At 66.8% G+C, this 17,941-nt stretch carries 18 protein-coding genes and 1 pseudogene; 8 read left to right on the forward strand and 11 right to left on the reverse strand.

The annotated features are described in order from the left end of the window. Position 1: 1 nt before the first annotated feature. Both pstB (C2R22_RS16390) and C2R22_RS16395 read left to right on the forward strand, forming a co-directional pair. Positions 2-913: a phosphate ABC transporter ATP-binding protein PstB gene (pstB, locus tag C2R22_RS16390; RefSeq protein WP_103426714.1), complete on the forward strand. Its 912-nt coding sequence runs from the start codon at positions 2-4 to the stop codon at positions 911-913. Between the two features lie 76 nt (positions 914-989). Beyond that, the gene (locus tag C2R22_RS16395) at positions 990-2,015 is read left to right on the forward strand and encodes an AbrB/MazE/SpoVT family DNA-binding domain-containing protein (RefSeq protein WP_103426715.1); all 1,026 of its coding nucleotides are present in this window, start codon (positions 990-992) and stop codon (positions 2,013-2,015) included. 53 nt (positions 2,016-2,068) lie between these two features. Here C2R22_RS16395 and C2R22_RS16400 read toward each other — a convergent pair whose 3' ends face one another. The 8 genes from C2R22_RS16400 to C2R22_RS16430 form a co-directional block, all read right to left on the reverse strand. Further along, positions 2,069-2,914, reverse strand: a complete 846-nt coding sequence (locus tag C2R22_RS16400) for a halo transducer protein (protein WP_103426716.1) — start codon at positions 2,912-2,914, stop codon at positions 2,069-2,071. After that, positions 2,911-3,063 (reverse strand): hypothetical protein, encoded by a 153-nt coding sequence (locus C2R22_RS25245; protein ID WP_162562542.1) that lies wholly within the window; start codon positions 3,061-3,063, stop codon positions 2,911-2,913. Before C2R22_RS25245 ends, C2R22_RS16400 begins: the two co-directional genes overlap by 4 nt. Positions 3,064-3,140: 77 nt before the next feature. After that, a complete protein-coding gene (phoU, locus tag C2R22_RS16405; RefSeq protein WP_103426717.1) occupies positions 3,141-3,809 on the reverse strand; it encodes a phosphate signaling complex protein PhoU in 669 nt (222 codons plus the stop codon). Positions 3,810-3,943: 134 nt separating this feature from the next. Beyond that, positions 3,944-4,618 (reverse strand): phosphate signaling complex protein PhoU, encoded by a 675-nt coding sequence (gene phoU, locus C2R22_RS16410; protein ID WP_103426718.1) that lies wholly within the window; start codon positions 4,616-4,618, stop codon positions 3,944-3,946. A gap of 157 nt (positions 4,619-4,775) precedes the next feature. Then, the gene (pstB, locus tag C2R22_RS16415) at positions 4,776-5,654 is read right to left on the reverse strand and encodes a phosphate ABC transporter ATP-binding protein PstB (protein WP_103426719.1); all 879 of its coding nucleotides are present in this window, start codon (positions 5,652-5,654) and stop codon (positions 4,776-4,778) included. 9 nt (positions 5,655-5,663) lie between these two features. Beyond that, positions 5,664-7,316: a phosphate ABC transporter permease PstA gene (pstA, locus tag C2R22_RS16420; RefSeq protein WP_103426720.1), complete on the reverse strand. Its 1,653-nt coding sequence runs from the start codon at positions 7,314-7,316 to the stop codon at positions 5,664-5,666. Position 7,317: 1 nt separating this feature from the next. Continuing rightward, positions 7,318-8,277, reverse strand: coding sequence for a phosphate ABC transporter permease subunit PstC (gene pstC, locus C2R22_RS16425; RefSeq protein WP_103426721.1), 960 nt, complete (start codon positions 8,275-8,277; stop codon positions 7,318-7,320). Between the two features lie 101 nt (positions 8,278-8,378). Then, positions 8,379-9,422 carry a PstS family phosphate ABC transporter substrate-binding protein gene (locus tag C2R22_RS16430; RefSeq protein WP_103427716.1) on the reverse strand — a complete coding sequence of 348 codons (1,044 nt, stop codon included), beginning with the start codon at positions 9,420-9,422 and terminating at the stop codon, positions 8,379-8,381. Between the two features lie 294 nt (positions 9,423-9,716). On the opposite strand from C2R22_RS16430, the gene C2R22_RS16435 reads away from it, so the two are divergent. Continuing rightward, positions 9,717-10,718 (forward strand): phosphate signaling complex PhoU family protein, encoded by a 1,002-nt coding sequence (locus C2R22_RS16435; RefSeq protein ID WP_103426722.1) that lies wholly within the window; start codon positions 9,717-9,719, stop codon positions 10,716-10,718. 163 nt (positions 10,719-10,881) lie between these two features. Here the strand turns inward: C2R22_RS16435 and C2R22_RS16440 are convergent, their stop codons facing one another. Next, complete coding sequence (locus C2R22_RS16440; protein ID WP_103426723.1) at positions 10,882-11,262, reverse strand: 30S ribosomal protein S8e; 381 nt, start codon at positions 11,260-11,262, stop codon at positions 10,882-10,884. A 757-nt stretch (positions 11,263-12,019) separates the two neighbouring features. Between C2R22_RS16440 and C2R22_RS16445 the strand changes: the two genes are divergently transcribed. Both C2R22_RS16445 and C2R22_RS16450 read left to right on the forward strand, forming a co-directional pair. Then, positions 12,020-12,469, forward strand: a complete 450-nt coding sequence (locus C2R22_RS16445) for a DUF2240 family protein (protein ID WP_103426724.1) — start codon at positions 12,020-12,022, stop codon at positions 12,467-12,469. Position 12,470: 1 nt separating this feature from the next. Next, positions 12,471-12,890 (forward strand): hypothetical protein, encoded by a 420-nt coding sequence (locus tag C2R22_RS16450; RefSeq protein WP_103426725.1) that lies wholly within the window; start codon positions 12,471-12,473, stop codon positions 12,888-12,890. Between the two features lie 28 nt (positions 12,891-12,918). On the opposite strand, the pseudogene C2R22_RS16455 reads toward C2R22_RS16450, so the two are convergent. Next, positions 12,919-13,577 (reverse strand): annotated as a pseudogene (locus C2R22_RS16455) (HAD family hydrolase). A gap of 172 nt (positions 13,578-13,749) precedes the next feature. Between C2R22_RS16455 and C2R22_RS16460 the strand changes: the two are divergent. After that, positions 13,750-14,199, forward strand: a complete 450-nt coding sequence (locus C2R22_RS16460; protein WP_103426726.1) for a DUF488 family protein, N3 subclade — start codon at positions 13,750-13,752, stop codon at positions 14,197-14,199. 66 nt (positions 14,200-14,265) lie between these two features. Next, a complete protein-coding gene (locus C2R22_RS16465; protein WP_103426727.1) occupies positions 14,266-15,507 on the forward strand; it encodes a DNA double-strand break repair nuclease NurA in 1,242 nt (413 codons plus the stop codon). Between the two features lie 30 nt (positions 15,508-15,537). Here C2R22_RS16465 and C2R22_RS16470 read toward each other — a convergent pair whose 3' ends face one another. Then, positions 15,538-15,870 carry a DUF7113 family protein gene (locus tag C2R22_RS16470; RefSeq protein ID WP_103426728.1) on the reverse strand — a complete coding sequence of 111 codons (333 nt, stop codon included), beginning with the start codon at positions 15,868-15,870 and terminating at the stop codon, positions 15,538-15,540. A gap of 87 nt (positions 15,871-15,957) precedes the next feature. Between C2R22_RS16470 and C2R22_RS16475 the strand changes: the two genes are divergently transcribed. Beyond that, on the forward strand, positions 15,958-17,817 hold the full coding sequence (locus tag C2R22_RS16475) for an ATP-binding protein (protein WP_103426729.1): 1,860 nt from the start codon (positions 15,958-15,960) through the stop codon (positions 17,815-17,817). The last annotated feature ends 124 nt before the right edge of the window (positions 17,818-17,941 follow it).

The following is a 17,941-nucleotide window of genomic DNA, read 5'->3' on the forward strand; positions in this document are numbered from 1 at the left end:
CATGAGCGAAACAGAAACCACCCAGACGGAAGAGAAACGCTCGGACCAACCGCTTCAGACGACCGCCGGGGAGACCGAAGAGGAGACCCGACCCGAGTGGATCGACTACCGGTTCGACGGGAAATCGAAGCTGACGTCGGAGAGCCTCGACGTCTTCTACGGCGACGACCACGCGATCAAGGGCGTCTCGATGGATATCCCCGAGAACAGCGTCACGGCGCTCATCGGCCCCTCCGGCTGTGGGAAGTCGACGTTCCTGCGGTGTCTCAACCGCATGAACGACCGCATCAAGGCCGCACGGATCGACGGCTCGGTCAAGCTCGAAGGAGAGGAGATCTACCAGGACGGCGTGAACCTCGTCGAACTCCGCAAGCGCGTGGGCATGGTGTTCCAGTCGCCGAACCCGTTCCCCAAGAGCATCCGCGACAACATCTCGTACGGCCCACGGAAGCACGGCGACATCGAGAAGGGGCTCGTCGCGAAGCTGCTTGGCCGGAGCGACGAGGAGAAGGAGGACGAACTCGTCGAGCGGTGTCTCCGCGACGCGGCGCTGTGGGACGAGGTGAAAGACCGCCTCGACGACAACGCGCTCGGCCTCTCGGGCGGCCAGCAGCAGCGACTCTGCATCGCGCGGGCGCTGGCGACCGACCCGGAAGTGCTGTTGATGGACGAACCGGCGTCGGCGCTGGACCCCATCGCCACCTCGAAGATAGAGGACCTCATCCACAAGCTCTCGGAGGACTACACCGTCGTCATCGTGACCCACAACATGCAGCAGGCGGCGCGTATCTCCGACCAGACCGCCGTCTTCCTCACCGGTGGGGAACTCGTCGAGTACGGCGACACGGACAAGATCTTCGAGAACCCCGAGAGCCAGCGCGTCGAGGACTACATCAGCGGCAAGTTCGGGTGAGCCCGATGACGACAGCGGACGACGTTCCGAGCGTGGAGGCACGTCACGGTCGTCAGGCCACGTCCGGAGGGTGACGATGGAGACGCGGAAGCTCCAGGAGGTCGGCGGCGGGACCTACACGGTTTCGATCCCGAAGGAGTGGGCGATCGCTCGCGGGCTCGAAGCGGGGACGCCCGTCAACCTCTACAGCCACCTCGACGGCTCCATCGTCGTCCGGAGTCGTGAGAAGGACGGCGACGGGCTCTCGGAGATCACCGTCGAGGTGGACGGCAGCCGAACGCAGGTCGAACGCGCGCTCAGGGCGGCACAGGCCGTCGGCTTCGAGCGCGTGACGCTCGTCGCCGCGGAGCCGTTCGACGCCGAGACGTGTCGGGCGGTCCGGTCGCTGGTCCGACAGTTCGTCGGGACCGAACTCGTCGACGAACGCGACGGGAGGCTGGTCGTCCGGAACCTGCTCGACGCCTCGGACGTCTCGGTCCGGCAGTCCGTCGTCCAGTTGCAGTACGTCGCCCTCTCCATCCACGAGCGGGCGACGACCTCCTTCCTCGACACCGACCCCGGCGCGTACGAACAGCTCCGCGGGCGCGAGACGGAGGTCGACCGTCTCTGTGGGATGGTCGTCCGGCACTTCGGCCGCGCGCTCGTCTCGCTGGAGGAGGTCGACCGGGTCGGCGCGAGCCGCCCGGATCTGTTCGAGTACTACGAGACGGCCAGACGGCTCGAACGGGTCGCGCGCAACGGTCTCACCATCGCCCGCGTGGGACGGTACCTGGCCGACCCCCTCCCCGAAGCGGTTGTCGACGAACTGGAAACCGTCGCCAGCACCGCCAGAGGCGTCGTCGAGGGCACCTCGAACGCGGTCCTCGAAGGGCGGGACTCCGAGCGGGTCCACGAGATACTCGACACCTGCGTGGAGACGCGAGACAGCCTGGCCGCGTTCGAGGAGGCGCTGGCCGACGACCGGAGCGCGATGCCCGCCGGCCCCACGGCCGACGTCGTCGCCGTCGCGCGGAGCCTCGACGCGCTCCGGCGGACGCTCGACCACGGGAGCGCCATCGGCGACGTCGCCCTCCAGGGCGCGATGCGCAGGGAGCGGCTGTGAGACCACGAGGCCCCCTGACGTACCGAAGCGTGACGAAAACGTCGTGAACCGCTCTACGCGAGACCGTCGACCCGCCCGCGGTGTGCGTCGAGCGTCGCCTGCACCTCGCTCCAGTCGAGCGGCGGCTCGAAGTCGTCGACGGCGTCTTCGAACCCGTCGAGGACGTCGTCGTACCGCTCGTGCCACGCGGGACGTGCGACCCCCTCCAGGCGGTCGCCGAGCGCCCGCCAGCGCGCGTCGAGGTCGTCGAGCCGTCCGTCGAGTTCGGTGACGCGGTCGGCCTCCGTTCCGTCGTCTCCGGACGCGGGCCACTCCCGGAGGGCGTCCAGTTCGGTTCGGAGGTCCGCGAACAGCAGTCCGACGGCCCGATGGCGGAGGGACGTGTCAACCCACACGACGGCGGGGTCCGTGTCGGTCTCGGCGTCGTCGCCGTCGGCCGCACGCGCGTCGGCGACGGCGTCGACGGCACCCGCGAGGTCGTCGAGCGAGCCGTCGAGGGCGTCGAGTTCGTCCGCGAACTCGTCGTGTCTGACTTCGGGGTTCGCGACCCAACGTTCGAACTCCTCGAGGTCGACCTGGAGTTCGTCGGCGGCCCCCTGCGCCCGGTTCGCCGCGGTGGTGAGCCGCTGGATGCCGACCGCGGTGTCGTACAGGTCGGCCTCGCTGTCGCCGACGAGTTCGGAGAGTTCGCGGCCGAGTTCGGGCACGTGCGCCTCGATGCGTTCGAGCCGTTCCTCGAAGCGGTCGAGTCGGGCCCGAACGACGTCGATGTGGTCGACCGGTTCGGCCGTCTCCGTCGCCTCCTCGAAGGCGATACGCGCGAGTTCCGTCCGTGTCTCCGGCGTCGAGACGACCTTCGATAGTTCGCCGAACGCGTCGTCGACCGCGTCGTCGGTCACGACGCCGTCCTCGTCGGTGACGTACGAGAGCGCACGTCGTACCTCGGCAGGGTCACGCCCCCCTCGCGGGCGACGACGACGTCGACAGCCTCGTCGAGCGGGCGGCCGTCGAGTTCCGCTGACGGGCGCTCACCGTCTTCCTGGCTCATGTACGGCTGAGAGTTGCCGTGGTGACCCGTTATAGCTTCCGTCACGGCGTCGCGAGCGGGAACCGGGAGGACCGGAGTCAGTACAGCAGTTCGTCGTTCTGTTCGACCATGTAGAGCGTCCGCGCGGCGATGTTGACGGCGTGGTCGCCGACCCGTTCGAGGTCACGAATGGTGAGAAAGAGCCGCGAGACGTCCTGGTACGTCTCGTCGACGTCCTGGTCGAGCGAGTCCGCTTCGAGGAGCGAGCGCACGACGGTCTGGCTCGCCGCCTGACACATCGCGTCGACCTCGTCGTCGTGCTCGGAGATGGCGTAACAGCCGTCGACATCCTCGTTTGCGTACGCCGACATCGCCTGCTCCAGCATCTCGAGCGTCTCGTCGCCGATGCGTCGGATGTCGACCTCCGGATAGGCCTCGTGCTCGGCCTGAAGGGCGTAGCCGCCGAGGTTGGTCGCGAGGTCACCGATGCGTTCGAGGTCGGTGATGATCTTGAACGACGACGCGATGAAGCGGAGGTCGCCGGCGACGGGTTGCTGGAGCGCGATGAGGTCGATGCACTCCTGTTCGAGTTCGAGGTAGAGTTCGTTTATCTCCTCGTCCCCGTCGATGACGGCCTGTGCCAACTCGCCGTCTTTCTCTTCGAGGGCGTCGAAGCCCGAGCGAAGCTGTTCGGCGACGAGTTCGCCCATGTAGAGGACCTCGTCACGGAGTCCCTGGAGGCGGGACTGATACGCTTGTCTGGCCATACTCGACTCCAGTGGGTCCGTTTATAAATCACTTTCCCATGATACAATATTGCTATTGAGTCCTATGTATATTGTCTGACGGAGAAGTATCGAGAGTGTCACGACCACGGGCGTCGTCGCGGCGGTTCGGCGGTTCAGTACAGCAGCGTCGTCCGGTTGGTCGCCATGTAGAACGACCGGGCGGCGATGTTGACGGCGTGGTCGCCGACCCGTTCGATGTCCCGGAGCGTGAGTAAGATGAGGTTCACCTCGGTGAGGAGACTCGTCAGTTCGTCGTCGCCGAACGTCTCGGTGGTCTCGACCAGGTCGAGGATGACCGTCTCGGCGGTCCGTTCACAGAGGCCGTCGAGTTCGTCGTCGCGTTCGACGACGGCCGCCGCGCGGTCGGGGTCCTTTGCGTCGTAGGCGTCGAGGGCCTCGTCGACCATCTCGCGGGCGAGTCGACCGACGTCCAACAGGTTCACCTCGGGGAAGTGCGGCCTCTCGACGGAGTGGACGTACGCCGAGAGGTTGGTCGCGAGGTCGCCGATGCGTTCGAGTTCGGTGATGATCTTGAACGAGGCGGTGACGAACCGGAGGTCGCTGGCGACGGGTTGCTGGAGCGCGATGAGGTCGATGCAGTCGCCTTCGAGTTCGAGATACCGCTCGTTGATCGCGTCGTCCCCTTCGATGACCGTCGTGGCGAGGGAAGCGTCGTCCGTCTCGATGGCGCGCAGCGCGTCGTCGAGTTGTGCCGAGACCCGCTCGCCGAACGTCACGACGTCCTCGCGGAGGGTCCGGAGGTCCTCCTGATACGCGTCGCGGGGCATGCACACCGATTCGTCCGACCGGGGGATTACTGTTTGGTTCGGGACAGGAGCGAGGCCAGGGAGGGTCAACTCCGTTCGACGCGACCCAGCCACCGGTCGGGGTCCGCGAGGTCACGGAGCATCTCGACGAGGCCACGTCCGTCCACGGGACGTCGACTCAGCCGAACTTGCCGGTGATGTAGTCCTCGACGCGCTGGCTCGCGGGGTTCTCGAATATCTTCTGCGTGTCGTCGAACTCCACCAACTCCCCGCCGGTGAGGAAGACGGCCGTCTTGTCGGAGATGCGTGCGGCCTGTTGCATGTTGTGCGTCACGATGACCACCGTGTACTCCTCGGCGAGGTCGGCGATCAGGTCTTCGATTTTCGAGGTGGCGATGGGGTCCAGCGCCGAGGCCGGTTCGTCCATCAGCAACACTTCCGGGTCCGGCGCGATGGCGCGGGCGATGCAGAGCCGCTGCTGCTGGCCGCCCGAGAGGTCGAGTCCGGACTCGTCGAGTTTGTCCTTCACCTCGTCCCACAGCGCCGCGCGCTTGAGCGACTCCTCGACGATGGCGTCGTAGTCGCCCTCCTTGTTCTGAATCTCTAATCCGTACGCGACGTTGTCGTAGATGCTCTTCGGGAAGGGATTCGGCTTCTGAAACACCATCCCCACGCGCCGTCGAAGCGCGACTGGGTCGACGTCGTCGTCGTAGACGTTCTTCCCCCGGAGGTAGAGGTTCCCCTCGACGCGGGCGGCGTCGACGAGGTCGTTCATCCGATTCACACACCGGAGGAACGTCGACTTCCCACAGCCGGAGGGACCGATCATCGCGGTGACGCGGTTCTCGGGAATCTCCATCGAGATGCCGTCGAGCGCCTGCACGTCGTTGTAGTAGACGCTGATGTCCTCCGCGCGAATAACGGTCTCCGCCGGCGGGCGACGCCCCTGCTCGACGCTCTCGCTGACGTCCGTCTGGACGAGCATGTCGTCGGCGGAGGGGTCTTCGGTCTCGCCACCTGTCGATTCGGCCATCGTCTGTGTCTCTTTATCGCTCATGGTCGATAATTATTGGTCAGTCTGGTACTTGTTTCGAAGCACGATTGCGATGGAGTTCATCGCGAGCAGCACGCTCACGAGCACGACGACGCCCGCGGGCACGGCCTTGGTGTAGAAGTCCTCGCTGGCGAAGAGCGTCGCCCACGCGAACACCTGCAGCGGCATCGCGCTCGCCTTCGCGGAGAACTCCGTCGGGAGCGAGAAGATGACGCTCGGTGCGCCGATCATGATGAGCGGTGCGGTCTCACCGATTGCGCGGCCCAGTGCGAGAATCGTCCCCGTCAGGATGCCGGGGAAGGCGCGGGGGAGGACCACCCGTCTCACGGTTTGCCACTTCGTCGCGCCCATCCCGTAGGAGGCCTGTCGCATCTCGGTCGGCACGCTCCGGATCGCCTCCCGGGAGGAGATGATGACGATGGGCAAAATGAGCAGGCCCAGCGTCGCGCCGCCGATGGCGACCGTCCCCGTCGGCCGGCCGAGGTAGGTGACGAACACGCCGAGCCCTAAGAGGCCGTACACGACGGACGGAACGCCCGCGAGGTTCGAGATGTTGACGTCGATGAAGCGCGTGAACCGGTTGTCCGGCGCGTACTCCTCGAGATAGACTGCGGCCCCGACACCGAGCGGGAACGCCAAGACGGCGACCGTGACCATGAGGAGGATGGAGCCGCCGATGGCGGGGTACAGCCCCGCCTCGACCGCGGTGCTGCTGTGCGCGCTCGTGAGGAACTGCCAGTCGACCCACGAGTTCGGCCCTGCGAAGCCTGCGGCCCTGACGACGAACGCGCCGACGAGCGCGCCACCCACGACCGCAAGGGGGACGAGGACCCCGACCCGGTCGTCGGGCCGGGTGACGGCGCCACCGACGAGGTAGCCTGCGGTGGGAACGAGGGCGACGCTCGTGAGCACCGTCGCCGGAACGGGGTTGACGCCCACGAAGGGACCGGCGACAGCACTGAGTACGACGGCCCCGAGTGCGACGACGCCGGCGGCGACACCGGCCCGGGTGCCCCCGACCCCGCGTGCGTAGAATCCGACGATGCTCGCGACGATACCGCCGAGCGAGAGCGAGAGCAACACCCAGTCGACGGGCAGGATGGGGAGCGACGAGAAGACGTCGATGACGCTCGGAACGAGCGTCGGGACGCCGGCGGCCGCGCCGACGGGCCCCGGCAGACCGAAGAGCGGGACGTAGAACAGGAGCGTGGTGACGACGAGTTTGGCCGTGAACGGGAGGCGGCCGGCAGTACGTTCGATACCGACGACGAGGACGACCGGGATAGCGAGTGCGAGGAGGAACCCGAACCACACCACCGGCGAGAGGATGTCGACGAACACCATCCCCACCCCGCCGCTGAACATGAGGCTGACGACGAGGAGTCCGACCGCCGTCGCCCCGAAGCCGAGCGCGTCCCCGTTGCGAACGTAGAGGTACCCGCCGACGGCGAGTGTCGGAACCACGAGCGTCACGAAGAACGTCAGGTGCCAGCCGGGGTCGGCCGTGAGCGGCTGGATGGCGTCGTTGGCGACGAACACGAGGAGCACCGCGAGCGTGACGAGTCCGAACATCGTCGCCGCGAGGAGCAGGTACTGGAAGACGGTCCCGACCGTCTTGTTCACCGTTCCGAAGCTCTCGATGACGTTCCCGCGCTCGGTCGCCATCTCAGTACTCCTCCCGGTAGCGCTGTGCGACGAAGTCGCTGATGATGTTCATGACGAGCGTGATGACGAACAGCGTCAGACCGATGGCGAACAGGCTGCGGTACGCGAGGCCGCCGCCGGTGATGTCGCCGAGGAGGAGTTGGACCATCGCGGCGGTCATCGGGAGCGCCCCTTCCTGGTAGGCGGCGGGGTTCAGCGGGTTGAGGAACTGCGCGCGCGACCCGGCGGCGACCGTGACGGCCATCGTCTCGCCGATTGCCCGCGAGAGCGCGAGGATGAACGAGGAGAAGATGCCCGAGAGCGCCGCGGGCACCACGATGCCCGTCGAGACGTCGAACTTCGTCGCGCCCATCCCGTAGCCCGCCTGCCGGAGTTCGTCGGGCACGGCCGACATCGCGTCCTCGCTGATGGAGGCGACCATCGGGATGATCATGATGCCGACGACCAGGCTGGCGGAGATGAGGTTGAACGTCCCCGTCTCCGGGAGAACGGTCTGGATGGCGGGCGTGATGTAGATGAGCGCGAAGAAGCCGTAGACGACGGTCGGGATGCCCGCCAGCACTTCGAGCGCCGGTTTCAGGAAGGCGCGGTGGCGGGGGTCGGCGTACTCGCTGAGGTAGATGGCCGTCGCGACGCCCAGCGGGAGGGCGACGACGGCCGACCCGATGGTGATCATCAGCGTCGCCGAGACGAGCGCGAGGACGCCGAACTCCTGGTTGTTGATCTGCCAGGTCGTCCCGGTGAGGAAGTCGACGACCGACGCGGTCGGTCCCTCGACGCCCATGAGCGGCGCGGTGACGGTGAAGAACTTCGCCGCCTCCGTCACGAGCAGCAGGATGATACTGACCGTCGTGACGATCGACAGGGCCGCACACAGGAAGAAGAACGTGCGCGTCAGGAGCTCCTGGGGCGCGTTCTCCGTGTTTCGTGTGAGGTCGTTCGTAATGTCGTCCGTGCTCATTGATCTATATATCCTATATGCACAGGTGAAAAATCCCGTCTTTCGTGTTTCCGTCTCTGAGTCGTCACGTTATGCATCCCTCGGACTCCGAACGCCCGGGCTCAGTTCGACTGCGCTTCCTCGATAGCGGTTTCGAGCGTGTCGAGCTGTGCCTGCTGCTGGTCGCTGTCGAGCGGGACGTAGCCGACATCGTTGGCGACGACCTCCTCGTTGGTCGTGTTCTCCATCCAGAAGCGTGCGAACTCGGCGACCTGTTCTTCGGTCAGCGAGGACTTCGCGGGGTAGGTGAAGAGCGGACGCGACAGCGGGGCGTACTCGCCGGACTTCGCCGTCTCCAGCGACGGCTCGACGGGACCGTCGCCGTTGTCGATGGCGACTGCCGTCACCGCGTCGGAGTTCTGGCTGTAGTACGCGAAGCCGAGGTAGCCCATGGCGTACTCCGAGCCCTCGACGCCGCGGATGATGGTCCGGTCCTGCTCGGTCGGCGAGTAGTCCTGGCGGTGGCCCGGCCCCTCCTCGCCGAGGACCGCCTCGATGAAGTAGTCGTAGGTCCCCGACGCGTCGGTCGGCCCGAACAGTTCGAGTTCCTCGTCGGGCCAGTCGGAGTTGATGTCCGACCAGGTCGTCGGCGGGCTCTCCGCGGACCAGATCTGACGAAGCTGGTCGACCGTGAGCGACTCCGCCCAGTCGTTGTCGTTGTTGACGACGACGGTCAGCGCGTCGGTCGCGACCTGGAGTTCGACGGGTTCGACGCCGTTCTCCGCGCAGAGGTCTTCCTCCTCCGGGGAGATGGGGCGGGAGGCGTTGTTGAAATCCGTCTCACCGACGCAGAAGAAGTTCTGGAACCCGCCGCCGGAGCCGGTCGACTGGAGACTGAACTCGACGCCGGGGTGGTCTTCTTTGAATATCTCGCTGAACGCGGTCGCCAGCGGGAACACGGTCGACGAGCCCGCGATGTCGATGGAACCGGAGAGCTGTCCGCTGGAGTCGGAACCGCTGGAACCGCCGGACGAGCCATCCGAATCGCCGGAACCACCCGAGCCGTCGGTGTTCTGCCGGGTACATCCTGCGAGACTCGCTGCACCAGCCGCACCAGCGCCGACCACGAATTCGCGTCGTGAGAGGAAATCACCCTTCCGTGTCATCATCATGGTGTGGCAGGCTGATAAGTAAATACTCTACTAATATAACTATATATACCTACGTTTGTGAAAAACTCAATCAGAACCACTACCCGAAGAGAGAGACCGCTCTCCCTCTGATTCGGCTCGAATCGGCGTTCTAGCGCCGTGTATGAGGAACGCAGTTCGGAACGGTTCTCGTAGGATACTCGGGATATCCCCGCCGTATTCGGCCGAACCGGTCCGGAAATATCGACGACGCCCAATTGATATATATCGATAGCCAAATTTATAGTGGAGTGCCTATCACCAGTTGGCATGGTGGAAACGCGCAAGGTGCAGGTCACCGGTGGCTCGACGTACACCGTCTCGATTCCGAAGGGATGGGCGACGGAAAACGGCGTCTCGGCGGGCAGCGAGGTCGAGTTCTACCCGGAGGGCGACTCGCTGTTCCTCACCCCGCGGTCGGAGGAGGAACGGACGGAGGGGACCCTCGACGTCACCGACCTCGAAGGCGACGAACTCACGCGCGCGGTGATGACGATGTACGTCTCCGGGTTCGACATCATCGCCCTCGAGAGCAACCGGATCACGACCGACCAGCGCCGCACCATCCGGAAGGCCACCCAGAGCCTCGTCGGCCTCGAAGTGCTGGAGGAGACGAGAGACAGAGTCGTCATCCGCGACCTGCTCGACTCCTCGGAACTCTCTATTCACAACGCCGTCACGCGGATGCGGCTCATCGCGCTGTCGATGCTGGACGACGCCCTGCTGGCGCTCGCCGAACTCGACGAGGACATGGCGCGGGACGTCATCCAGCGCGACGACGACGTCGACCGCCTCTGGATGGTGGTCTCGCGCATCTTCCGGGCCACCCTCCGGACGCCGAAGGCCGCCGAGGAACTCGGCCTCCCGCGGGAGATGTGTTTCGACTACCAGTCCGCGGCGCGCCAACTCGAACGCATCGCCGACCACGCGACGAAGATCGCACACCTCACCTTGAACCTCGAGAAGGCGGTGCCGGAGGACATCGTCGAGGCGCTCGAAGAACTCCGCGAAGACGCCGCCGAAGTCGTCAACGGCGGGATGGACGCCCTGTTCGAGGAGGACAGTTCGGAGGCGACGCGTCTGGCGAACGAGGCGCGCGAGTCGGTCCAGGACATCGACGAACGCGCCCGGGCCATCGACGAGTACCTCCGCGAACTCGACCCCGCCCGCGCGCAGGTGCTCGGCCTCATCGTCGACTCCGTCTCCCGCTCCGCGGACTACGGCGGTAACATCGCCGAGACGGCGCTGCAGAAGGCGGCACCGACACCGTGACCCGAACCTGAAACGCGCCCACGCTCCCCGTGTTCCCGTAGCTTCGACGACCGGCCGAGACACGAGACGAACCACCGACGAGCGTCGGCGCTCGAAGGAGAGACGATCAGTGGTCAGCCGCCGACCAGCAGTGAGAGAACTCGACCGTCAGCCTCGGACCGGATTACTCGAAGACCGCGTTGACCTGGCCGTCCTGTCCGGGACGTGAGGTGACGCGCGCGGTCTTCTCTTCGCCGTCGACGTCGACGGTGATGATCGCGCCCTTCGTGATGATGTTCCGTCGCTTGTAGTTGACGTTCGCGGGGTTGTTCTCGACGCCGAGGATCGTCGCGTGGACCGTCTCGGGGCCGTCGGAGACCTGTGCGACGTTCGTCGAGAGCGCCCGGGTCTTCGTCGCGTTCCCGCGCGAGTCGATGGTCTGAAACCGCGGCTCGTCGACCGTCGTCTCGCTGGGTTCGCGGCCTAGCTGGTAGCGTTTCTTGTTCCGGGAGGGTTTGATCCGACCGCCCGTCCGCTTCGTCATCGAGCGTCCCTGGTACTTCATACCGGTAGAAGAGCTAGCGACTACTTGAATCGTACGACTCGCTCGCTACGATGGAGAGGCGTGCGAACAGGAGTCAGGTCGGTGGCGTCTGTGGGTCTGTACGTAGTGGGCGAGTAGAGGGGAGAGAAGGGCGTTCGTGAACGTGTCTGAGAGAGCGGAGAACTCGCAGTACACGGGCACAGCGAGGCCACAGCCTCCCCAACCGATTCCGTCGCTCGCTCACTCAGTCATCCACCGAAGCGACTCCGTCGCTTCAAGCCTTCACTCGCTACGCTCGTGAAGACCTCGCGCGTGAGTCGCGCGGCGAAACCGCGTGACGTCACGCGCCACCGCCTCGTCCTGTTGCGGTCGGCGCGCGGGAGCAGCGCGGGACGCGGAGCGTCCCGCTGGCCATGGGGGCGACTCATGGGTCGCCCGCAGACGAGTGAACGAAGGGAACGAGTGGCGCGCGAGGTCTTCGTGAATGAGCGGAGCGAATGAACGAACGGCTCGGAACAACGGAGTTGCTCCGGTGGGACTGCTCGGGGCCCCGTCCGCGAGCGACCCGGTTGGGGAGGCACGAGGCAGCGGTCCACCGCGCCCGTGTGTCGTGCGTACTCGTTCCTGACCTGTGTACTCGTTCCTGACCTGTGTGCTCGTTCCTGAACTCGATCCCTCCGACGACGAACCTCACACGACCGCCGACAAGCACGTCCCCCGAACCGACCGCCGTCCGGAGAGACACAACCGTTAATCCGCTCGCCCCTCGCCGAAGCGTATGAGCATGGAGGTCACCGTCGCCGTCCCGTTCCGCCAGCACGGGACGGACCGACTCGGCGAGGGCGAGTTCGTCGTCGCGCTGTCGCTCGACCGCGAGTGGTTCTCGCCGGACCAGGCGAAGCGCCTCATTGACATCGCCGCCGGTCGGGGCCTGGTCGAACGCGACGGCGGCGACCTGGTCGCGCAGTTCTCACCCGGTTCGGTCGAGGTTCCCGAGGGGTTCACGCCCGACGAGTCCATCCTCCAGTCGCAGTCGACGTTCGAGCGACTCCTGGGCGCCATCGTCGCCGACGGCGTCGAGAAACAGGAGGCCGTCGCTGGCGTCAACCGCCTCCAGCGCGACCTGGGCGTCACTATCGAGGCCGCCGCCGTCCTCTACGCCCGCCGTCGCGACATCGACATCGGAGGGCTCGCCGAGGAGGTTCGGCGCGGACTCGTGGAGGGGTAGGATGGTCGACGACCGCCTCCACGACGGAAAACGGATCGCCGAACTCCTCGCCTCGGAACTCGACGGACTGGGCGACTCCCTGGCGGGGGTCGCCATCACCGACGCCGACCGGGAGGTGACACCCACCCCGGAGGGGGCCCACGCGTATCGAGTGACGCTGCGGGGAGAACACGGAGGGACGGACACGAGGACCGAAGACCGCGACCTGGCCGTCGTCTTCGTCCACCCGGACCGCGCCCGCGTCGAGTTCGTGCGAGCGCCGGACGTCGCCGCCGACCACGCCGGGGAGGAGGGACTCCGCGTGCGCCCGAAGGCGTCTCACCCGCCGCGAACGCTGGTGTTCGTCGAGGACGGCGCCGAGGTCAAGCGAGCCGTCGCCGTCTTCGAGGCGGTGGTGGACACACTCGGTGACGAGCGGTAACGACCGGTAGCGAGCGACGGCCGAGCGATCAGAGCCGATGCAGGAGGTCCGGGAGGACAGTCGCGAGCGCGTCGCGGTCGACCGTCGCCGCAGCGTCGGGATGAGGGTCGGCGCTCCCGTCGAAGGTGACCTGGATCGGGGTGATACCGACGCCGGCCGCGCCCTCGATGTCGGCGTGGACGTCGTCGCCGACGTACACCGTCTCGGCCGGTGCGGTCCCGAGTTCGGAGAGCAAGGCCTCGAACGCACGGGCGTCGGGTTTGCCCGCCGCGAGCGATCCGGTCACGAGTTCGGCGTCGAACGCGCCGACCCAGTCGAGTTTCCGGAGTTTGTCGTGCTGGGCGACGACGGGTCCGTTCGTGAGCAGTCCGAGGCGGTACTCTCCGCGGAGGTCGTCGAGCAACCGTTCGACGCTATCGACGGGCGTGAGCGCCTCCGCGATGAGTTCGCGGTACGCGGCGGCGACCGCAGCGGGGGAAGCCCCGTCTCCCGGTCGGAGAGCAGCGTCGCGAAGATGGGTTCGCGCGTCTCCTCGGTGAGACACTCCGCGTGGGCCGCGAGGTACGCCTCGCGGGAGAGCGGGGGCGCACCGGCGGCCTGCGCGGCCTCGGAGAGGATGGTCTGGCGGTCTCTGGTCGCAACAGCCAGCGTGTCGTCGAGGTCGAACGCGACGGCCGTGGGTGGCATTCGGACGGGTGTTCGGCAGGAGAGGAGATGAGCGTGTCGACGCCGGAGCGAAGTCGAACGTAGTCATCGTTCGTGTCGTTTATTCGGTGGGGGTGCCTCTGGGAGGCCAGTGCTCGGTTCCCGGTGAGAGCGTCCAGCGGGCGCGACTCCGACGGGCCGGCGCTGCAGACTCATGACACACCGCGGCACGGTACGAGAGACGTACGGCGCGGCGCTGCGACTCGGTGAGGTCACCCCGGGGCCGGACGACGTCGTCGTCGAAGTCGGGTCGGGACCCTCGGAGTCGTTCGTCCGAACGCGGAGCGACGCCGACGTGGCGGCCACGCGGTCGCTCGCCCCGCCTCGGCAACTCCGATTCGACCTCGAACGGGCGCGCGGTCGACTGGACCCGGAGGAGGCGTGGGAGGCGGTCGGGTACGCCGCACAGTATCGGGAGTTCCTCGAATCGGACCCGACGGCCCGGGCCGAACTCGACCGCATCAGACGACGGCTCACGACGGGCGGGACCGTCTGGCTCGTGTGTCCGGGGAACACGCCCGACGAACGACGCCACCGGGCGATACTCGCCGAACTGCTCGGGAAGGACGTCCGGAGCGACGGCGGCGCGGCGGTCAGGCGGTGAGCGGCGGTCGAGCGGAGACGGGTGAGTGAGGACAGGGTTTTCGTAGTCGGGTGCGCGAGGGCGAGTATGACTCTCGACCGCGTCCACGTCGACGGCATCGCCCGGTTGGCGAGCGCCATCGCCAAGGCCGTTGACGACGCCGACCACGCGGACCTCGCGACCCGAGTCTGGAACGACTTCCTCGACCCGCTCCGGGACGGGTCGCGCGTCGTCGTCGAACCAGTCGGGGAGCAGCGTCTCCAGTCGGTCGAAATCGAGGACGTCGCCCTCGCGGAGCCACCGTTCGAGACGGTTCACGGACTGGATTCGGGCACCATCAACCCCACCACGTTCAAGAACGGACTCGTCCTCGACGTGGCGCAGGCGGCGATGGCGTCCGTCCCGTCGGACCTGGACCTCCACCGCGCGCGGACGCTCGTGGTGACGGTCCACGCGAACGACCCGACCGTCGACTGCGAGACGGACTGGATCGTCGACGACGACGGCTACTCCCGGCGAAAGGTGCTGCACGCCCCCCGCGTCGACCGCTACGCCGAGGGGGTCGTCCACGCGCTCTCGCTGTACCTCGCCGAGGGCGAACACGCGCTGTTGCAGGCCGACACCGTCGACGACCTGCTCGTGCTCGACGGTCCGCTCTACCCGATGGAGGTGCTGACCTGGCAGGACGGCGAACGGGAACTCAGAGACCTCGTGAGCGAGGCCGCGCCCCGCGACGTCGTCGAGAACTACGTCCGTCTCGTCGAGCGGTTCGTCGAACGCGACGTGCCCCTCGTGGGGTTCGTCAAGAACCCCGCCTCGCGGGGCATCGTTCAGACGCTCCGAAAGAAGGGCGTCGAGGCGCCGTGGACCGACGACACGGCGCTCTTCACTCGACTCCTAGAACGGTGGGACGACGAGCGCGGCGAGCGCCGAACCGACTGTCTCACCTTCACGAACTGGTTCGTCTCCCGGAGCGGGACGGACCGAACGATGTCGCGAGACGGTGACGCGCTCGGCATCGACCGCGAGTTCTCCCCGGAGAAGTACGAGGTGGCGTTCCTCCCCGTCTACGACCCCCGGACCGACGTCTGCTACCGGGTCGAGGCTCCGGCCGTGTTCGTCCGTCGGGAGGAGACGAGAGAACGGCTCACCCAGCAGGCGCTGCACGACGTCGCCGTCGCCCGCGGACCGCCGCCGGCCGTCCAGAAGGCGGACGAACTCGCGCGAGTGAGCCAGGGCGAGAAGGCGGCGCTCCGCCGGAAACTGGAGGAGTACCTCGACTCGGACGCCGTCCGCCGGTACGACGAGGAGCGCTGGGGGCTCGCCTGAGTGTAGACGGGCGTAAGCGCTCGAACGGGCTCAGAGTTCGGCGCGTTCGACCTCGAACGTGACCTCCGCGGAGGGAACGCCGACGCGCGCGAACTGCGTCTTGAGGTGTTCTTTCGCCGCCGCGACCGCCTGGTCTTTCGTCTCGAACCCGCGGGGCATGGGCGACTCGAACGCGACGTGGATCTGTCGGCCGTCGATGGTCGTCACCGAGCCACCGCTTTCGACCTCGTAGAACTCGTCGCAGACCCAGACGTAGGGCGCCTGTTCGTCCGGCGCTCCCCTGAACCTCGGCGACGTCTCACCACGCTCGTACAGCGTCCCCGTGAGACCGGTGCCGCCGCCGAGACCCTGAATCAGTAACATACGAGTGGTACGGGCTCCGGAGAGTAAAGGACCACGCTCGCGAAATCGGGGGAAAGGGATTTATTCGCGGCTCTCCCTGCGTGAGACATGTCCGACCTCGGTGATTTCACTGACTTCGGCGGTTCTTCTGACGCATCCGAGAACGAGGCAACCGAACCCGACACCGGGGACGACGAGGCGACGGCGACGACGCGAACGGCCGAGCCGACGAACGAACGCGAGAACGGCGACGACACGGCGACGTTCGAGGCGTACGACGTGACCCCCGTCGGGGAGGACCGCGGACTCGGCGTCGTCTCCGTCTCCCGCGGGCTTCGAGTCGCAGAGGACGGCGACGACACCACGATGGAGGCGTTCGTCACCGTCGGCAATCGGGAGTCGGTCCGCCTCGGAAAGTACCTCCTGGTTCCCTACCCCGACCGCGAACTGCTGTTCTGTCGCATCACCGCCCTCGAGTACGCCCAGGAGTTCCACGAGGACGACGCGACCGAAATCGCCGCCCGGCGGGCGATGCGCCGCGACGACTTCGAGGAGCGCGACTACAAGTTCGTCTCCGAACTCGACCCCGTGGCCGTCCTCTTCTACGACCACGACGCCGAGGAGTGGAAGCGCCGGATGACCGACCGGGTGCCGAAACCCGGGTCCGTCGTCCAGGAAGCCACCGACGCCGCCCAGATCAAGGCCGGGCTGAAGATTCCCCGCGAGGGCGTCTTCCTGGGTCACCTTTCGGTCGGTGGGGAGAAGGTCCGGACGGCGGCGTCGCCACCGACCATCGACTACCGGCTGAAGAATGACTACGCCGACGGCGACCCGCTCGTCTTCAGACACGTGCTGGTGGCGGGCGGAACGGGGTCGGGCAAGACCCACGCCTCGAAGAACGTCCTTCGGCAGTTCCTCGACACCCGATACCGGATGGACGACGGCCGGGAGGTGTCCCCCGCGGTGGTCCAGTTCGACCCCCAGGACGAGTACGCGCAGATGCACGACGACAACCCCGCGCTCTCGACCGACGACTCGCGGCGGTTCGACCGCGAGGGGGTTGCTCACGGCGGCTACGGCGACACCGTGGCGTTCGTCCCCGAAGTCGGCGGGTCGACGTACCCGGGGGAGGGACACCGCGCCGAACAGGCGACGTTCACCGTCCCCTTCTCGATGACGCGCTCGCGGCCCTGGCTCGTCGCCGGCGCGGCGCTCAACGACAACCAGTACAACGCGCTGGAGGAACTCATCTACCGGTTCTTCAGAAGCGCGGGCGACGAGGGAACGTACGAGCAGTTCAAGACGTACCTCGACGACCCCGGCCTCAAGGAGGAACTCCACGAGACCGGCCGCGTCCACGAGGCGACGTTCGACGCGGTGAAGCGCCGGGTTCGGTCGGCCACGTTCAGTAACGTGTTCGACCAAGCCGCCCGCCCCATCACCGAGCAGGTCCACGAGTTCGTCCGACCGGGCGGTCTCACCGTCGTGCCGACCTACCACATCAACGACTCGCGGGCTGCCGTCACGGTGGTGCTGGCCGTCGCGAGCCTCCTCGTCGACGAGAAACTCTCGAACGACCCCTCATACGACAGGATCAAACGGACCCCGCTCGTGCTGGGGATGGACGAAGCCCACAACTTCCTCGCGGACGCCGACTCGGTGCAGGCGCGGAAGGTCGTCCACAAGTTCACCGAGGCCGCAAAGCAGGGCCGAAAGGAGCGGCTGGGCCTGTTCCTCATCACGCAGGACCCACAGGACATCGCCGACCCGGTGTTCAAGCAGGTGAACACGAAGCTCGTGCTCAACCTCGGCGACGAGGACGCCATCAAGTCGGTGAACATTCCGTCGACGCTGGAGGACAAGGTCCCCTACATGGAGAAGGGCCAGATGGTCGTCTACTCGCCCGACAACTCCGAGCCGGTGGAACTGACGGGGCTGTCGACCTGTGTGACCCGGCACGGGGAGTGAATCGCAGGACAGTGGCCGCTGGTGCCGGGTTTCGACGTGAGGCGAGGTGCGGAGAGCGCGAGGGGACGTCCGTCCGCTCAAAACGGAACTGGACAGTCGACGTGTGCATCAGTGAGTACGTGAG

The organism is Salinigranum rubrum (assembly GCF_002906575.1).
Taxonomy (GTDB): domain Archaea; phylum Halobacteriota; class Halobacteria; order Halobacteriales; family Haloferacaceae; genus Salinigranum; species Salinigranum rubrum.

Excerpts from the sequence above, each read along its gene's own strand:
- C2R22_RS16470 (WP_103426728.1), bottom strand. The coding sequence starts at position 15,870 with ATGTTACTGATTCAGGGTCTCGGCGGCGGCACCGGTCTCACGGGGACG.
- pstB (WP_103426714.1), top strand. The coding sequence starts at position 2 with ATGAGCGAAACAGAAACCACCCAGACGGAAGAGAAACGCTCGGACCAA.
- C2R22_RS16475 (WP_103426729.1), top strand. The coding sequence starts at position 15,958 with ATGTCCGACCTCGGTGATTTCACTGACTTCGGCGGTTCTTCTGACGCA.
- phoU (WP_103426718.1), bottom strand. The coding sequence starts at position 4,618 with ATGCCCCGCGACGCGTATCAGGAGGACCTCCGGACCCTCCGCGAGGAC.
- pstB (WP_103426719.1), bottom strand. The coding sequence starts at position 5,654 with ATGAGCGATAAAGAGACACAGACGATGGCCGAATCGACAGGTGGCGAG.
- C2R22_RS16450 (WP_103426725.1), top strand. The coding sequence starts at position 12,471 with ATGGTCGACGACCGCCTCCACGACGGAAAACGGATCGCCGAACTCCTC.
- phoU (WP_103426717.1), bottom strand. The coding sequence starts at position 3,809 with ATGGCCAGACAAGCGTATCAGTCCCGCCTCCAGGGACTCCGTGACGAG.
- C2R22_RS16395 (WP_103426715.1), top strand. The coding sequence starts at position 990 with ATGGAGACGCGGAAGCTCCAGGAGGTCGGCGGCGGGACCTACACGGTT.
- C2R22_RS16465 (WP_103426727.1), top strand. The coding sequence starts at position 14,266 with ATGACTCTCGACCGCGTCCACGTCGACGGCATCGCCCGGTTGGCGAGC.
- C2R22_RS16435 (WP_103426722.1), top strand. The coding sequence starts at position 9,717 with ATGGTGGAAACGCGCAAGGTGCAGGTCACCGGTGGCTCGACGTACACC.
- C2R22_RS16445 (WP_103426724.1), top strand. The coding sequence starts at position 12,020 with ATGAGCATGGAGGTCACCGTCGCCGTCCCGTTCCGCCAGCACGGGACG.
- C2R22_RS16430 (WP_103427716.1), bottom strand. The coding sequence starts at position 9,422 with ATGACACGGAAGGGTGATTTCCTCTCACGACGCGAATTCGTGGTCGGC.
- pstA (WP_103426720.1), bottom strand. The coding sequence starts at position 7,316 with ATGGCGACCGAGCGCGGGAACGTCATCGAGAGCTTCGGAACGGTGAAC.
- C2R22_RS16460 (WP_103426726.1), top strand. The coding sequence starts at position 13,750 with ATGACACACCGCGGCACGGTACGAGAGACGTACGGCGCGGCGCTGCGA.
- C2R22_RS16440 (WP_103426723.1), bottom strand. The coding sequence starts at position 11,262 with ATGAAGTACCAGGGACGCTCGATGACGAAGCGGACGGGCGGTCGGATC.
- pstC (WP_103426721.1), bottom strand. The coding sequence starts at position 8,277 with ATGAGCACGGACGACATTACGAACGACCTCACACGAAACACGGAGAAC.
- C2R22_RS25245 (WP_162562542.1), bottom strand. The coding sequence starts at position 3,063 with ATGAGCCAGGAAGACGGTGAGCGCCCGTCAGCGGAACTCGACGGCCGC.